This is a genomic window from Nonomuraea sp. NPDC001831 (assembly GCF_042892035.1).
Taxonomy (GTDB): Bacteria; Actinomycetota; Actinomycetes; order Streptosporangiales; family Streptosporangiaceae; genus Nonomuraea.
Window position 1 is genome coordinate 196,647 of sequence record NZ_JBIATU010000013.1, and the last position, 14,252, is coordinate 210,898.

A 14,252-nucleotide genomic window follows, 5' to 3' on the forward strand; every position below is an offset into this window, starting at 1 on the left:
TCGCAGTGAGATTCTCGTAGTACTTCGCCGGCGCGCAGGCCGATAGCGAAGCACTCCGACCTGCGCGCCGCCCCAGACCCACCCCCGCCGGTGGGAAGGGGCATTTTTTATGTCCTTAAGTGAGTAGCCACGCAAGGAACGAGCCGATGACCGAACGGATGACAGGTGCACAGGCCCTGGTGAGGGCGCTGGAGCACGTGGGAGTCGACACCGTGTTCGGGATCCCGGGGGGCGCGATTCTGCCCGCCTACGATCCCCTTTACGACTCGACCAAGGTCCGGCACGTGCTTGTACGGCACGAGCAGGGCGCCGGCCACGCGGCCGAGGGTTACGCGCAGGCCACCGGCAAGGTCGGGGTCTGCATGGCGACCAGCGGTCCCGGGGCCACCAACCTGGTGACGCCGATCGCCGACGCCTTCATGGACTCGGTGCCGATCGTGGCGATCACCGGCCAGGTCGCCGCGCCGATGATCGGCACGGACGCCTTCCAGGAAGCCGACATCTCCGGCATCACCATGCCGATCACGAAGCACAACTTCCTGATCACCGATCCCGCGGACATCCCGCGCACGATCATGGAGGCGTTCCACATCGCCTCGACCGGCCGTCCCGGGCCGGTGCTGGTGGACATCTCCAAGGACGCGTTGCAGGCCCAGACCACCTTCAGCTGGCCGCCTGTCATGCAGCTGCCGGGCTACCGCCCGGTCACCAGGCCGCACTCCAAGCAGATCCGCGAGGCCGCCAAGCTGATCGCCGAGTCCCAGCGGCCCGTCCTGTACGTCGGCGGCGGCGTGCACAAGGCCGGCGCGTCGGCCGAGCTGCTGCAGCTCGCCGAGCTGACCGGCATCCCGGTCGTCACCACCCTGATGGCCCGTGGCACGTTCCCGGACAGCCACCCCCAGCACATGGGCATGCCGGGCATGCACGGTAGCGTCTCGGCCGTGGGCGCGCTGCAGAGATCCGATCTGATCATCGGGCTGGGCGTGCGCTTCGACGACCGGGTGACCGGCAACCTGGCCTCGTTCGCGCCGCACGCCAAGGTCGTGCACGCCGACATCGACCCGGCCGAGATCTCCAAGAACCGGCACGCCGACGTGCCCATCGTGGGCGACTGCAAGGAGGTCATCAGCGACCTCGTCGGCGCGATCCAGGCCTCCGGCCAGAAGGGCGACTACACCGACTGGTGGACCGTCCTGAACGGCTACAAGGAGACCTACCCGCTGGGCTACGAGACCTTCGAGGACGGCACGCTGGCCCCCCAGTACGTGATGGAGCGGCTGAGCGCCATCGCCGGGCCCGACGCCTACTACGTGTCCGGGGTCGGCCAGCACCAGATGTGGGCCGCGCAGTTCATCGACTACGAGAACCCCGGGACGTTCATCAACTCCGGCGGCCTCGGCACGATGGGCTTCGCCGTCCCGGCCGCCATGGGCGCGAAGATGGGCCGGCCGGAGGCCACGGTGTGGGCCATCGACGGCGACGGCTGCTTCCAGATGACCAACCAGGAGCTGGCCACCTGCGCCCTGGAGGGCGTGCCGGTCAAGATCGCCGTCATCAACAACGGCAACCTCGGCATGGTCCGCCAGTGGCAGACGCTCTTCTACGAGGAGCGGTACTCCAACACCGACCTGCAGACCGCGCGTCGCATCCCCGACTTCGTCAAGCTGGCGGAGGCCTATGGTTGTGTGGGCCTGAGGTGCGAGCGCGCCGAGGACGTCGACGCGACCATCAGGAAGGCCATGGAGATCAACGACGTGCCGGTCGTGATCGACTTCGTCGTCCACCAGGACGCCATGGTCTGGCCCATGGTCGCGGCCGGCACCAGCAACGACGACATCAAGATCGCCCGTGACATGGCGCCGAAGTGGGAGAACGAGGATGAGTAGACACACTCTGTCTGTGCTCGTCGAGAACAAGCCAGGTGTTCTCGCTCGGGTTTCGGCGCTGTTCAGCAGGCGGGGGTTCAACATCGACTCGCTCGCCGTCGGGCCCACCGAGCACGACGACATCTCGCGCATCACGATCGTGGTGAGCGTGGAGGAGCTGCCCCTTGAACAGGTCACCAAGCAGCTCAACAAGCTGGTCAACGTCCTGAAGATCGTCGAACTGGATCCGTCACAGTCGGTCCAGCGCGAACTCATGCTGATCAAGGTCAAGGCGGACGCCGAGAACCGGTCGCACGTCCTCGAACTCGTCAACCTCTTCCGTGCCCGCTGCGTGGACGTCGCGGCCGACGCGGTGACCATAGAGGTCACCGGCACTCCCGACAAGCTCGAGGCCTTCGTCAAGGTCCTTGAGCCGTTCGGGATCAAAGAACTCGTCCAGTCGGGCATGGTGGCCATCGGCCGCGGCGCCCGTTCCATCACAGACCGGTCCCTCAGGGCACTGGACCGTACCGCCTGAAAGGTTTTATTCAAGTGACCGAGATCTACTACGACGACCAGGCCGACCTGTCGATCATCCAGGGGCGTCACGTGGCCGTGCTGGGGTACGGCAGCCAGGGCCACGCCCACGCGCTCTCCCTGCGTGACTCCGGCGTCGACGTGCGCGTCGGCCTTCCCGAGGGCTCCAAGAGCCGCGAGAAGGCGGAGAACGACGGGCTGCGGGTCGTCACCCCGGCCGAGGCGGTGGAGGAGGCCAACCTCACCATGATCCTCGCGCCGGACCACATCCAGCGCCACCTGTACGCCGAGCACGTCGCCCCCAACCTCGTCGAGGGCGACGCGCTGTTCTTCGGCCACGGCCTCAACATCCGCTACGGCCTCATCGAGGCGCCCGAGGGCGTCGACGTCTGCATGGTCGCCCCGAAGGGCCCGGGCCACCTGGTCCGCCGCCAGTTCGAGGCCGGCCGCGGCGTCCCGTGTCTGGTCGCGGTCGAGAAGGACGCCTCCGGCAAGGCCCTCGACCTGGCGCTGTCGTACGCCAAGGGCATCGGCGGCACCCGCGCCGGCGCGCTGCGCACCACCTTCACCGAGGAGACCGAGACCGACCTGTTCGGCGAGCAGGCCGTGCTGTGCGGCGGCGTCTCCGAGCTGATCAAGGCGGGCTTCGAGACCCTCATCGAGGCCGGCTACCAGCCCGAGGTCGCCTACTTCGAGTGCCTCCACGAGATGAAGCTCATCGTCGACCTCATGTACGAGGGCGGCATCTCCAAGATGTACTGGTCGGTCTCCGACACCGCCGAGTACGGCGGCTACACCCGCGGCCCGCGCGTCATCACCGACGAGACCCGTCAGGAGATGCGCCGCATCCTCGGCGAGATCCAGGACGGCACCTTCGCCCGGCAGCTCGTCGAGGAGTTCGACGGCGGCCAGAAGGAGTTCACGCGTCACCGCGAGGAGCTGGCCGAGAACCCGATCGAGAAGACGGGCGCGAAGCTGCGCCCGATGATGAGCTGGCTGAAGGGCTGACCTTCCGCCGTACGTCGCCCGCCCGCTGCACGCTCAGCGGGCGGGCGACGCTTTTCGCCCGTTCTCCGGGGTCCGCCGGCGAGCCGATGGCATGATGCCGGGATGCCTTTCAACCACAACGATCACTACCACCCGGCGATGGCGCGGCTCGTGCCCGAGGGGGCCCGGACGGCGCTCGACGTCGGCTGCGGCACCGGGCGGTTCGCGCGGCGGCTGGCGGGCCTCGGGATCGAGGTCGACGCGGTCGACCCGGCGCCCGAGGTGATCGAGGCCGCCTCGTCGGCGCCGGTGGACGGGGTCCGGTTCCTGTGCGCCGACGTCACGCGCATGGAGCTGCCCGCGGGGCGCTACGACTACATCTCCTGCCTGGCGAGCCTGCACCACATGCCGTTCGGGACCGTGGCCGCCTTCCGGGACGCGCTGGCGCCCGGCGGGGTGCTGGCCGTCCTCGGGTGCTACGCGGAGCGCACGGCCGTCGACTTCGCGTGGAGCCTGGCCGCCGTACCGGTGAACGCGGTGGCCCGGGTGGTGGTGGCGGCGGGAGAGCGCGTCGGCGGGCCGCGGGCCGGATCCGTGCGCGCACCGGTGCGGCCGCCGGACATGTCCTTCACGGAGGTACGGCGGGAAGCGGCGTCCCTGCTGCCCGGCTTCTCCCTGCGCAGGCTGCTCTTCTGGCGCTACCTCCTGACCTACCGCAAACCCGCCACCCCGGGTTCTCCGGGCTGACTGGTAGCCGAGTGCGCTGCCTCGCGGCTTCCGAGGTCTGTCGCAGGGTGGGCCGGCTGCGGGTTGCGGCGCTTGGCTGCCGTACGGCGCCCGCCTCCCCGTCACGGGGCCGACCGGCCGCGCGGGCGCGGTCCTGCGCGGTGGGTCGCGGTGAGGGCCCAGGCGGCGGTGGCCGCCGCGACCGTTGCCGGGGCGATGAACGGGGTGACGGCGGCGTGCACCCGCAGCGCAGAGGCAGCGACGACGGCGCCCGAGACCACGCACAGCACCACGGCCAGCGGGCGCAGCACCCCCGAGCGCGGGCCGACCGCCCGGCCCGCCAGGCTGGTCAGCGTGCCCGTGACGTACGTCGTGGACAGCCCGGGACCGCCCGCCCAGCGCGTGACGGCGCTCTGCAGGCCCATCGCCGTTCCCGAGGCGGCGATCAGCGCCGCATGCGGCAGCGCGCGGGCCGTCCATCCGGCCGCCACCACCACCAGCAGCGCCAGCTCCGCGAGCAACACCGCCAGCGGACGCACGGGCACCCGGTCCGGCACCCCCGCCGGCGGACGCGCGGGCACCCGGTCCGGCTCCCCCGCCGGCGGGGGAGCGCGGCCGGCCGGGTCGTTCAGCAGGGCGAAGCCGATCGTCAGGCCCAGGCAGAACGTGGTCAGGGCGAGTCCCGAGCGGATGACGTGCGAGGTGTCGCCGGTGCCGAGCGCCAGGCCGAGCAGGACGATGTTGCCGGTCATGTTCGCGGTGAACACCTGTCCGAGCGCGAGGAAGCTCAGCGCGTCGACGGCCCCTGCCGCGAGCGCCAGAGCGAGCATGGAGAACCGTCCGAAACGCATACTCTGAGCACTATAACGATTACTCTGGGTGATTAGTCAATCGGGCGGCCGGGCGGCTGCGAGCTCACGGTGAAGCGTGATAATAATACCGGTATAGTTATCGCGCCGAGGGCTGGGAGGCCGCTGTGATCACGCTCAAGACCGCCGGAGAGATCGACGCCATGCGGGAGGCGGGCCGCGTCGTGGCCGCCGTGCACGCCGCCGTCAAGGAGCGGGCCGCCGCCGGGGTGTCGCTGCTGCAGCTCGACGAGTTGGCCCGGGAGGTCATGCACGAGGCCGGGGCGCGGTCGTCGTTCCTCGGTTACCACCCGTCGTTCGGGGCCATGCCGTACCCGGGGGTGGTGTGCACGTCCGTGAACGGGGTCATGCTGCACGGCTTGCCCACGCCGTACCGGCTGCGCGAGGGCGACGTGCTGAGCGTGGACTTCGGCGCGCACGTCGACGGCTGGCACGCCGACGGCGCGGTCACCTTCACCGTCGGGCCCGGCCGGGCCGAGGACCTCAAGCTCATCCGGGTGGCCGAGGAGACGCTGGCGGCTGGCATCGCGGCCGCCGTGCCGGGCGGCCGGATGGGCGACATCGGGCACGCGATGTCGCTGGTCGGCCGCGGCGCCGGCTACGGCATGCAGAACGACTTCGGCGGCCACGGCATCGGCCGGGCCATGCACGAGTCGCCGTTCGTGCCCAACGAGGCCCGCCCCGGGCGCGGCCTGCGACTGCGCCCCGGACTGGTGATCGCCATCGAGCCGAGCCTGATGGCGGGCGGCGGCGACGAGTACGTCATGGCCGAGGACGGCTGGTCGGTGTGCTCGTCCGATGGCAGCAGGAGTGCGCACGTCGAGCACACGGTCGCCATCACCGCTGACGGCCCGGTGGTTCTCACCCTCCCCTGACGCCCGCCGTCAGCGCGGGGTCATGGCGGGCCCGGATATTCCTCTGCCGCGTACACCGATCGGTCAAGAAGGACGGGCTGCGTCCCCCCTTCGCTCAAGCGGCGTATTTTCGCTGGTAAAGACAGAAATGCAGGCGTTTGTTGAAAGAGGGCCTAGGGCAAATCTCCTCCCGATAGCTACGGAGAGTAGTCGATAGGTATCAAGGAGAATCGATATGTTCAGACAAGGGCTCATCCTGGCCGGGCTCGTCGGCGGGATGGTCATGGTCGGCGGCTCCGCTCTAGCGGCGACCCCTCACATGGCCTTCGTCCCTCACTCCGACGAGGACCCGGGCCGGGTTCTCTTCGTCTGCGGTGACGAGAACATCTTCGCCCGTGGCGAGGTCGACAACAGCACCAGCGGCGTGCTCGTCCTCGAGACCGGCGACATCCTGAGCCAGATCCTCGGCATCAAGAGCAAAGACACGAAGTGCGCCGTCAGCTGAAGTCATTCCTCAGCGGCTGAACTGCACGACTAAGGGGCCTGTCCACAAGGACAGGCCCCTTTAGTCATGCCCTTTCTCGGGTCCCGGTGCGAAAAGCCGAAGGTCCGGGTCGTCCTCTGCCGAAGGGGGGCGGGCCCGGCCGCGGTCCGGTGTGCGGGGGGACGTGCGGCGCGGGCCCGCCGGGAGGGGAGCGTGCCGGGCATGTGGTGGGACGACCGGCTTGGGGGTGGGGCCGGCGACGGCCCGGCGCTCCCGGGATCAGGGGTCCGCCACGGCGTTGAACCGAAGTCTGGCGCGCCCATGTCGGCTATGTAGTGAAAATGCGAACTATATCTGGAGCTCCAGGTGATCAGATCGTGATGACCACTCTGTCGAGCCGGGTCAACCGCGGCGGCCCGCCGGACGTCCGGAGGCCGCCGCCCGTCGAAGGGTCAGTCCGTCCCGTGTCCGGCGGCCGCCGGGGTGGTCCACCGGTTCGTCAGCACCGGTTCGTCAGCACTGGGCCGGCTTCAGCCACGAGCACTCCAGGTCGCCCGCCGTGCCCTGGTCGGCGGCCTTGAGCTGGGCGGTGACGTCGGTCGCCGTCGCCCGCGAGAACTGGGCGAGCCGTACGGCGATCTTGTCCTCGATGTCCTTCGGCGAGCCGGACAGGTACTGGTTCAGCATGATCGAGAAGACCAGCGGCTCGCCCTCGGCGCTGGTCACGTAGCCGGACAACGAGGTCACGCCGGTCAGCGAGCCCGTCTTGGCGTGCACGTTGCCGGCCGCCGGGGTGTTCCGCATCCGGCTGCGCAGCGTGCCGCCGGTGAGACGGTCGGCGTTGCCGGCGATGGGCAGGGCCTCGTACCAGGTGCTGAACCACGGCTTGGCCCGTACGGCGGTCAGGAGCTGGACGATCGAGTCCGGCGAGAAGCCGTCGCGGCGCGACAGGCCCGAGCCGTCCCGCATGTTGATCACCTTGACGCCGTTGGCCTTGGCGAAGTCCGTGGCGACCTTCAGCCCGGCCGACCAGGTGCCCTGGTTCGCGGCCTTGCGGCCCATGGCCTTGGTGAGGATCTCGGCGTGCATGTTGTTGCTCAGCTTCAGGAACGGCACCAGCAGCTCGCTCAGCGGCATCGAGTCGTGCCTGGCCAGCTCGGCCGCCCCGGCGGGGGCCGCGCCCGCCGCCGTCGGGCCGAGCACCCGTACGCCGTGCGCGGCCAGCGCCTTGCGGAACAGCGCTGACACGTACGCCGTGGGGTCGTCCACCGCGACCCACTCCTGGTACGGGTCGGCGACCGTGCCGGTGATCACGACCGTCCGCGTGCCGTGCTGCCGCTCGATGAGGACGTCGGTCTCGGCGCCCACGGTGGCCTTGTTGACGATCTTCAGGTAGTCGGTTTCCGGGGTCGTCGAGACCTTGACCTGGCCGCCGTCGGCCGCGACCGAGACGATCACCGAGCCGGCGTCGTAGTCGCGGTCGGGGGAGGCGGTCAGCGCGGAGATCGGCGCCGCGTAGTAGGCGGTCTCGTCGTCCCAGGCCCAGTCGGTGCCGAGCCGCTGGCCGTCGAACCACGTGTCGTCGGCGATCAGCTTGCCGGTGACGACCTTGACGCCGGCCGCCGCGACCTTGGCCGCCAGCGCGTCGTAGTCCTCGGCGAGCATGGTCGGGTCGCCGGTGCCGCGCAGCACGAGGTCGCCGGTGAGCACCGAGCCGACCTTGCGGCCCGCGTTCAGCACGGTGGTCGGGAAGCGGTAGTCCAGGCCGAGCGTCTCCACCGCCGCGGCCGAGGTGAACAGCTTGGTGTTGGACGCCGGGGTCAGCAGCTTGCCGGCGTCGGTGGCGTAGAGCTGCTCGCCGTTCGCGGCGCTCTTCACGACGACGCCCGCCCTGGCGATCGTGAGCCGGGAGTCGCCGAGGATCTGGTTGATGTCCTGGGTCAGGTCGGCCACGCCGGGTGAGGGGTCGAGGGCGACCGCCGGTGTGGAGGGGCCGGACGCCCACGCGAGTGCCGCGACGAGCGTGCCCGCGAGGAGGGAGGCTGAGGTGCGCCGCATGTGGTCTCCAAGGGACTGGGGGATCGCATGTGAGCATGAATCAGCGCAGTCGCCGTGTAATCCGCAAATATCCGTATTTCTGGAGCCGGCTCAGCGCGGGAGGCGGGGGAGCAGGGTCAGGAGGAGGGATGGCCCGAGGCGAGGAGGAAGCCGCAGTCGCCGAAGGAGATCTCGTCGCCCGACTTGACCCGGACGGGCCCCACCAGCCGCCACCCGTTGAGCCGGGTGCCGTTGAGCGAGCCGAGATCGACCAGCATCCAGCCGCCGTCGCCCTCCCGCCGCAGCTCGGCGTGCACGCGCGACACCGTCAGGTCCGACAGGACGAGGTCGCAGGCCGACCCCCGGCCCACGACGTAACGCAGCCGGTCGTCGTCCGGGAGCGCCAGCCGGGGCAGCCGCGGCCGCCGCCAGGCCGCCTGCAGCCGGGTGGTGAGCTCCGACACCGACGAGACCGCGTCCGTCAGGCGCTGCCTGATCGTGGGCCGACGCGGCAGGTCGGCGACCAGCTCGTCGAGCTCGTGCTGGTTGCGCGCCCGCAGCGCCTGGTCGACCCGGCCGACGAAGGTGTCGTGGGAGATCCGGCCCTCCACGGCCCGGTGCTTGAGCTCGTCGATCGCGCGGTCGCGTTCCCCGTCGGAGGCGCGGAACGGCGGTTGGGTGGAGCTCATGTCCCGAGTATCGGCCTGAACGGCGTTCCATGTCCAGAATACGCGGATCAGTTGCGATGGCCATACTCAGTATGCATACTCAGTATCCATGTCGATCAGACACGGACTGCTCGCCCTGCTGAGCAGCGCGCCGCGTTACGGCTATCAGCTCCGGGTGGAATTCGAGGCGTCGACGGGGGCGACCTGGCCGCTCAACATCGGCCAGGTCTACACGACGCTCGCCCGCCTGGAGCGTGACGGCCTGGTGGCGCCCGGCGGAGCCGACGAGCAGGGCAGGGCCGTCTACACGATCACCGAGGCCGGTCGGGAGGAACTGGAGCGATGGTTCAGCACCCCCGTCGACCACTCCGACCGGCCTCGGGACGAACTCGCCATCAAGATCGCGATGGCCGTCGCCGCCACCGACGTGGACGTGGGCGCGGTCATCCTGGCCCAGCGGATGGCGACCATGCGCACCCTCCAGGACCTGACCAGGGCCAAGCGGGCCGCCGGTGACGGCCTCGCCCAGCGGCTCGTCCTGGAATCGATGATCTTCAAGGCCGAGGCCGAGCAGCGCTGGCTCGACCACTGCGAGGCCGTTGTCAAGGAGAAGAACCAATGACTGTGATGGAGCTGCGGGACGTGACCCGCGAGCACGGCCAGGTGCACGCCCTGCGCGGCGTGAGCCTGGAGGTGGCACAAGGGGAGCTCGTCGCGGTCATGGGCCCGTCGGGCTCGGGGAAGTCGACGCTGCTCAACCTGGCCGGCGGCCTCGACCGGCCCACGTCGGGCACGGTCCGGATCGAGGGCCGCGACCTGGCCGGGGTCCGTGACCTGGCCGCGCTGCGACGCGGCAGCGTCGGGTACGTCTTCCAGGACCTCAACCTGATCCCGTCCCTGACGGCCGCCGAGAACGTGATGCTGCCCAGGGAACTGGACGGCGTCCGCGCCGGCCAGGCCCGCCGGGAGGCGCTGGCCGTCCTGGCCGACGTGGGCGTCGACCAGATCGCCGGCCGGTTCCCCGAGGAGCTGTCCGGCGGCCAGCGTCAGCGCGTGGCCATCGCCAGGGCGCTGGTCGGCGAGCGGCGGCTGCTGCTGGCCGACGAGCCGACCGGCGCGCTCGACACGGCCACCGGCGACGAGATCCTGCACCTGCTGCGCAACCGCTGCGACGAGGGCGCGGCGGTGCTGCTGGTCACCCACGAGCCGCGCTACGCGGCCTGGGCGGACCGGGTGGTCTACCTGCGGGACGGCCTGATCGCCGAGGCGTCGGCGGTGCGGATGGAGAGCTCGCGATGAGCGCCTTCCTGGCCGCCCTGCGCATCTCCCGCAGGGACGCGTGGCGCTCCAAGGGCCGCAGCGCCCTGATCATGGTGATGATCGGCCTGCCCGTCCTGGTGATCACGGCGGTGCTCACCGGCGCCGCCACGACCAGCGTCACCCCGAAGGAGCGGGCGGTCTCGCGCTTGGGGGCGGCCGACGCCCGCCTGCTCACCTTCCCGTACCGCACCCCGGTCCGGCAGGTCGACAGCGGTGACTCCGCGTACCAGCCGCAGAACGGCGACAAGCCGCGGCCGTGGACGCCCGCGGAGATCAACACGCTGCTCCCCGGCCGCCTGCTGCGCTACCAGACGAGCCTGGCCAACGTCCGGCTGCCCGACGGCTTCAACCAGGTGGACGTCGTGGAGGTCGATCTGCGCGACCCCATGACGGCCGGGATGCGCACCCTGCGGCAGGGCCGGTACGCCGCCGCGCCCGGCGAGGTGACGATCTCGCCGAAGATGGCCGACCTGGGCGTCCGGCTGGGCGACACGCTCACCGTGCGCCGGCCGGACCGGACCGTGAAGGTGGTCGGCGTCGCCGAGAACCCCAACCGGCCCGGCATCCTGGAGCTGCACGCCCTGCCGGAGGGGCTGCTCAACCACCAGAACGACGGCAACAGCAGCGGCTGGCTGATCGACACCGCCGGCCCGGTCATGCGGTCGAAGGTGGCGCAGCTCAATCACGCGGGCCTCGGCGTCACCTCCCGCGCGGTGCTCGACGCCCACGGGGACGACGACTCCAGCGGGAACCCGGACGAAACCCGCGACCTGGTCCAGCTCGGCGTGGTCATCGTGCTCGTCGTCATGGAGACCGTGCTGCTGGCCGGGCCGGCGTTCGCCGTGGGACTGCGGCGGCGGCGCAGGGAGCTGGCGGTGATCTCCGCCCAGGGCGGGTCGCCCCGGCACCTGCGCATGATCGTGCTGGCCGACGGCCTGGTGCTCGGCGGCGCGGCGGCCGTGCTCGGCGTCGTCCTCGGCATCGGCCCCGGCCTGCTCGTCGAGTCGGTCGTGGCCAGGGAGCTGGACTGGACGCACGGGCCAGCCGACGTGCCGTGGCTGCCGGTGCTCGGCGTGGCCCTGCTCGGCCTGGTCAGCGGGCTGGTCGCGGCGATCGTGCCCGCGGTGCAGGCGAGCCGGCAGAACACCGCGCAGGTCCTGGCCGGCCGGGCCGCCGAGGCGCGGGCGCGCGCCCGGCGCCCCCTGCTCGGGATCGTGCTGGTGACGGCCGGGCTGGGCGCGATCGCCTACGCCATGACCAAGGGCACGGTGACGATGATCGCGGCCTTCGTGCCGTTCGTGTTCGGCATGGTGGCGTTGATGCCGTGGCTGGTCCAGACCACCTCGCGGATCGCCGCCCGGCTGCCGCTCCCGCTGCGCCTGTCCGTGCGCGACGCCGCGCGCCACCGCGTCCGTACGGCCTCGGCCACCGCCGCCGTCATGGCGGCGACCATGGGGGCGGTCGCGCTCGGCATCGGCAGCAGCAGCGCGTACGCCGAGCAGGAGGAGCAGAGCGTCACGGTGTTCCCGCTGGGCACCACGGTGATCGGCGGCGCCACGGAGATGGACGGCCAGACGTGGGCCCGGCTGAAGGACGTCGTCCGCGCCCGCTTCCCCGGCACCGACATCGTCACCGGGCACGAGGCGACGGACGCCAAGGGCAGGGACCTCTGGTTGACCGTGCCGCGGACGTGCGAGCCGGCATGCGCGCAGCGGTTCTACGACCAGCCGCCGATCGGCGGGGCGGACCTGCTCGCCTTCCTCCAGAAGCGCCGGGACCCGCAGGCGGCCGCCGCGCTGGCGGCGGGCAAGGCCGTGGCGTTCAGCACGGACGTGGTGCGCGACGGCACGATCGAGCTGACCGTGAGCGACTGGAGCTCCGACACCATCAAGGAGCGGAGGCGGATCCGGATCCCGGCCGTGGTGTCGAGCGGCGCCGACCCCCGGCAGGCAGGCGCCATGATCCCGCCGCAGGCGCTGGCCAAGGCCGGCCTCGGCACGGTCGAGCGGGTGCTCTACACCGCGGCCCCGCCGCAGGACGAACGGCGCATGGAGGCCGACCTGCGGGGTGAGGTGAACGGCAACCTGTACCTGAACGTCGAGCGGGGGAAGGCGGCGGACCGCGCTTTCGCCCTCCTGGCGCTGCTCGGCGCGGCGCTGGTCCTGGTGCTCGGGGGCACGTTCGCGGCCACCGGGCTGGCGGCGGCGGACATGCGTCCTGACCTGAACAACCTGTCGGCGGTCGGCGCCGCGCCGCGGGTTCGCCGGCTGGTGGTGGCCGCCCAGGCCGCCTACATCGCGGGCCTGGGCGCGGCGGTCGGCCTCGTCGCCGGCGCGGTCGCCGGTGTCGCGCTGACCTGGCCGATGACCAGGATGGGCTCAGGCGGCATGAACGCGCTGCTGGCGGGGCCGGGCGCGATCGACGTCCCCTGGTCGTTCCTGACCGCGGTCGTGCTGGGCCTGCCGCTGGTGGCGGCCCTGGTGGCCGGGCTGTTCACCCGGACACGCCTGGTGCTGGCCCGCCGGGTGGCCTGAGCCGGTACCGCAGCGTCACCAGCACGGACAGGAAGATGATCAGCGCCGGGACCGCGGTCTGCCCGATGAGGACCGCGGTCACGGCGCTGTCCGGCTGCCGGACGGGCGTGCTCGCGTCGGACTCGACGAACCCGCCGATCGACAGGATGACCCCGAAGATCAGCGCCCCGAACGAGCTGACGCCGCTCTCGATGGCCGTCCACAGTCCGGTCAGCACGCCGGCCCGCCGCTTGCCCGACTCGGCGGCGTCCGCGGCGACCACGTCGGCCAGCATCGAGAACAGCATGAGCTCGACCCCGGCGATGCCGATGCCGACGAGCAGGATGGTCAGGTGGGCGTACAGGGGGCCGAACAGCGGGGTCGCCATGGCCGCCGCCGTGCCGCCGCCGAACAGCAGCGCGGCCAGGATCATCGCGCCGCGCTTGTCGAAGCGCCGGGCCAGCCAGACCCACAGCGGCATGGTCAGCAGCATCGGTCCGACCAGCGCCGCGAAGAGCGTCTGCGTGCTCTTCGGCGACCCCAGCGTGTACGACGCGAAGTACGGCGCCGCGGCCAGCATCATGCTGACGGCGAGCATCTGCAGGCAGGCCATGACGGTCAGCCACAGGAACGCCCGGTTGCCCCTGATCGCCGCCAGCTGCTCGCGCCACCCGCCGTGGTCGGCCTCCGGCGCGCCGGTCATGGGGGCGCGGGCGGTGCCGAAGAACGAGCCGAGCATCGAGGCCAGCAGGATGAGGGCGATCGTCAGGCCCATCAGCCGGTAGCTGCCCAGCGTGCCCTCCTCGCCCTGGCCGGTGGCGATCATCGGGGCCAGCACGCCGCTGATCGCGGTGGCCGCGCCGATGAAGACCATCCGCCACTGCAGCAGCGAGGTGCGCTCGTGGTAGTCGTCGGTCATCTCGCCGGGCATGGCCTTGTACGGCACCTCGTACAGCGCGTACGCGGTCGCCGTCGCCATGAAGCACAGCCCGACGTACAGGGCGGCCGGTATCCCGGTCAGCGGCGGCCCGGCGAAGACGAGGAAGAACGCGACGGGCAGCGTCAGCGACCCGGCCAGCAGCCAGGGGCGGCGCGGTCCCATCCGCGAGACGGTCCGGTCCGACCAGCGGCCGACCAGCGGGTTGATGATCAGATCCCAGACCTTGGGCGCGGTGACCACCACGCCGGCCAGCCACGGGGGCACGGCCAGGAAGTTGGTCATGTAGTACAGCAGGAGCAGGCCGGGCACGGCGCTGACCGTGGCCGTGCAGAAGGAGCCCACGCCGTAGCCGAGGCGCACGCCCCTGGAGACCGTGGGCGCGCTCACCGGCGTTGTGATCATGAGGCCCATTCAAGCCGAGCGAGAGCTTGTTCGGTAGGGCCCAGTTTCCC

13 protein-coding genes are annotated in these 14,252 nt (G+C 71.2%); 9 read left to right on the forward strand and 4 right to left on the reverse strand.

What is annotated here, in order from left to right; genetic code table 11:
* The first annotated feature begins 146 nt into the window (after positions 1 to 146).
* From ACFYYW_RS34770 to ACFYYW_RS34785, 4 genes are all read left to right on the forward strand, one after another.
* Complete coding sequence (locus ACFYYW_RS34770; protein ID WP_352318970.1) at positions 147 to 1,886, forward strand: acetolactate synthase large subunit; 1,740 nt, start codon at positions 147 to 149, stop codon at positions 1,884 to 1,886.
* Positions 1,879 to 2,403, forward strand: a complete 525-nt coding sequence (ilvN, locus tag ACFYYW_RS34775) for an acetolactate synthase small subunit (RefSeq protein ID WP_352318972.1) — start codon at positions 1,879 to 1,881, stop codon at positions 2,401 to 2,403. The genes ACFYYW_RS34770 and ilvN overlap by 8 nt, the downstream gene beginning before the upstream one ends.
* A 23-nt stretch (positions 2,404 to 2,426) precedes the next feature.
* A complete protein-coding gene (gene ilvC, locus ACFYYW_RS34780; protein ID WP_352319077.1) occupies positions 2,427 to 3,410 on the forward strand; it encodes a ketol-acid reductoisomerase in 984 nt (327 codons plus the stop codon).
* A 102-nt stretch (positions 3,411 to 3,512) separates the two neighbouring features.
* Entirely contained in the window at positions 3,513 to 4,136 is a 624-nt protein-coding gene (locus tag ACFYYW_RS34785) for a class I SAM-dependent methyltransferase (protein WP_387655204.1), read from the forward strand.
* A gap of 101 nt (positions 4,137 to 4,237) precedes the next feature.
* Here the strand turns inward: ACFYYW_RS34785 and ACFYYW_RS34790 are convergent, their stop codons facing one another.
* Positions 4,238 to 4,966 (reverse strand): YoaK family protein, encoded by a 729-nt coding sequence (locus ACFYYW_RS34790; protein ID WP_387655207.1) that lies wholly within the window; start codon positions 4,964 to 4,966, stop codon positions 4,238 to 4,240.
* Between the two features lie 125 nt (positions 4,967 to 5,091).
* Here ACFYYW_RS34790 and map point away from each other — a divergent pair, with 125 nt between their 5' ends.
* Positions 5,092 to 5,859 (forward strand): type I methionyl aminopeptidase, encoded by a 768-nt coding sequence (gene map, locus ACFYYW_RS34795; RefSeq protein ID WP_387655209.1) that lies wholly within the window; start codon positions 5,092 to 5,094, stop codon positions 5,857 to 5,859.
* Between the two features lie 214 nt (positions 5,860 to 6,073).
* Positions 6,074 to 6,343 carry a hypothetical protein gene (locus tag ACFYYW_RS34800; RefSeq protein ID WP_352318980.1) on the forward strand — a complete coding sequence of 90 codons (270 nt, stop codon included), beginning with the start codon at positions 6,074 to 6,076 and terminating at the stop codon, positions 6,341 to 6,343.
* Positions 6,344 to 6,835: 492 nt separating this feature from the next.
* Here the strand turns inward: ACFYYW_RS34800 and dacB are convergent, their stop codons facing one another.
* A complete protein-coding gene (dacB, locus tag ACFYYW_RS34805; RefSeq protein WP_364412708.1) occupies positions 6,836 to 8,380 on the reverse strand; it encodes a D-alanyl-D-alanine carboxypeptidase/D-alanyl-D-alanine-endopeptidase in 1,545 nt (514 codons plus the stop codon).
* 116 nt (positions 8,381 to 8,496) lie between these two features.
* On the reverse strand, positions 8,497 to 9,048 hold the full coding sequence (locus ACFYYW_RS34810) for a DUF1707 and FHA domain-containing protein (protein WP_352318983.1): 552 nt from the start codon (positions 9,046 to 9,048) through the stop codon (positions 8,497 to 8,499).
* Between the two features lie 88 nt (positions 9,049 to 9,136).
* Here ACFYYW_RS34810 and ACFYYW_RS34815 point away from each other — a divergent pair, with 88 nt between their 5' ends.
* From ACFYYW_RS34815 to ACFYYW_RS34825, 3 genes are read left to right on the forward strand one after another with little or no spacing between them, the layout of a single operon-like run.
* Positions 9,137 to 9,649 (forward strand): helix-turn-helix transcriptional regulator, encoded by a 513-nt coding sequence (locus ACFYYW_RS34815; protein ID WP_352318985.1) that lies wholly within the window; start codon positions 9,137 to 9,139, stop codon positions 9,647 to 9,649.
* A complete protein-coding gene (locus ACFYYW_RS34820; RefSeq protein WP_387655215.1) occupies positions 9,646 to 10,326 on the forward strand; it encodes an ABC transporter ATP-binding protein in 681 nt (226 codons plus the stop codon). The genes ACFYYW_RS34815 and ACFYYW_RS34820 overlap by 4 nt, the downstream gene beginning before the upstream one ends.
* A complete protein-coding gene (locus ACFYYW_RS34825) occupies positions 10,323 to 12,881 on the forward strand; it encodes an FtsX-like permease family protein (RefSeq protein WP_387655218.1) in 2,559 nt (852 codons plus the stop codon). Before ACFYYW_RS34820 ends, ACFYYW_RS34825 begins: the two co-directional genes overlap by 4 nt.
* Here ACFYYW_RS34825 and ACFYYW_RS34830 read toward each other — a convergent pair.
* Entirely contained in the window at positions 12,841 to 14,202 is a 1,362-nt protein-coding gene (locus ACFYYW_RS34830) for an MFS transporter (RefSeq protein ID WP_387655221.1), read from the reverse strand. The two genes, ACFYYW_RS34825 and ACFYYW_RS34830, sit on opposite strands and share 41 nt — an antisense overlap.
* Between the last annotated feature and the right edge of the window lie 50 nt (positions 14,203 to 14,252).

Coding starts and splice junctions, on each gene's coding strand:
- ACFYYW_RS34770 (WP_352318970.1), top strand. CDS start 147: ATGACCGAACGGATGACAGGTGCACAGGCCCTGGTGAGGGCGCTGGAG.
- ilvN (WP_352318972.1), top strand. CDS start 1,879: ATGAGTAGACACACTCTGTCTGTGCTCGTCGAGAACAAGCCAGGTGTT.
- ACFYYW_RS34785 (WP_387655204.1), top strand. CDS start 3,513: ATGCCTTTCAACCACAACGATCACTACCACCCGGCGATGGCGCGGCTC.
- ACFYYW_RS34790 (WP_387655207.1), bottom strand. CDS start 4,966: ATGCGTTTCGGACGGTTCTCCATGCTCGCTCTGGCGCTCGCGGCAGGG.
- ACFYYW_RS34800 (WP_352318980.1), top strand. CDS start 6,074: ATGTTCAGACAAGGGCTCATCCTGGCCGGGCTCGTCGGCGGGATGGTC.
- dacB (WP_364412708.1), bottom strand. CDS start 8,380: ATGCGGCGCACCTCAGCCTCCCTCCTCGCGGGCACGCTCGTCGCGGCA.
- ACFYYW_RS34810 (WP_352318983.1), bottom strand. CDS start 9,048: ATGAGCTCCACCCAACCGCCGTTCCGCGCCTCCGACGGGGAACGCGAC.
- ACFYYW_RS34815 (WP_352318985.1), top strand. CDS start 9,137: ATGTCGATCAGACACGGACTGCTCGCCCTGCTGAGCAGCGCGCCGCGT.
- ACFYYW_RS34820 (WP_387655215.1), top strand. CDS start 9,646: ATGACTGTGATGGAGCTGCGGGACGTGACCCGCGAGCACGGCCAGGTG.
- ACFYYW_RS34825 (WP_387655218.1), top strand. CDS start 10,323: ATGAGCGCCTTCCTGGCCGCCCTGCGCATCTCCCGCAGGGACGCGTGG.
- ACFYYW_RS34830 (WP_387655221.1), bottom strand. CDS start 14,202: ATGATCACAACGCCGGTGAGCGCGCCCACGGTCTCCAGGGGCGTGCGC.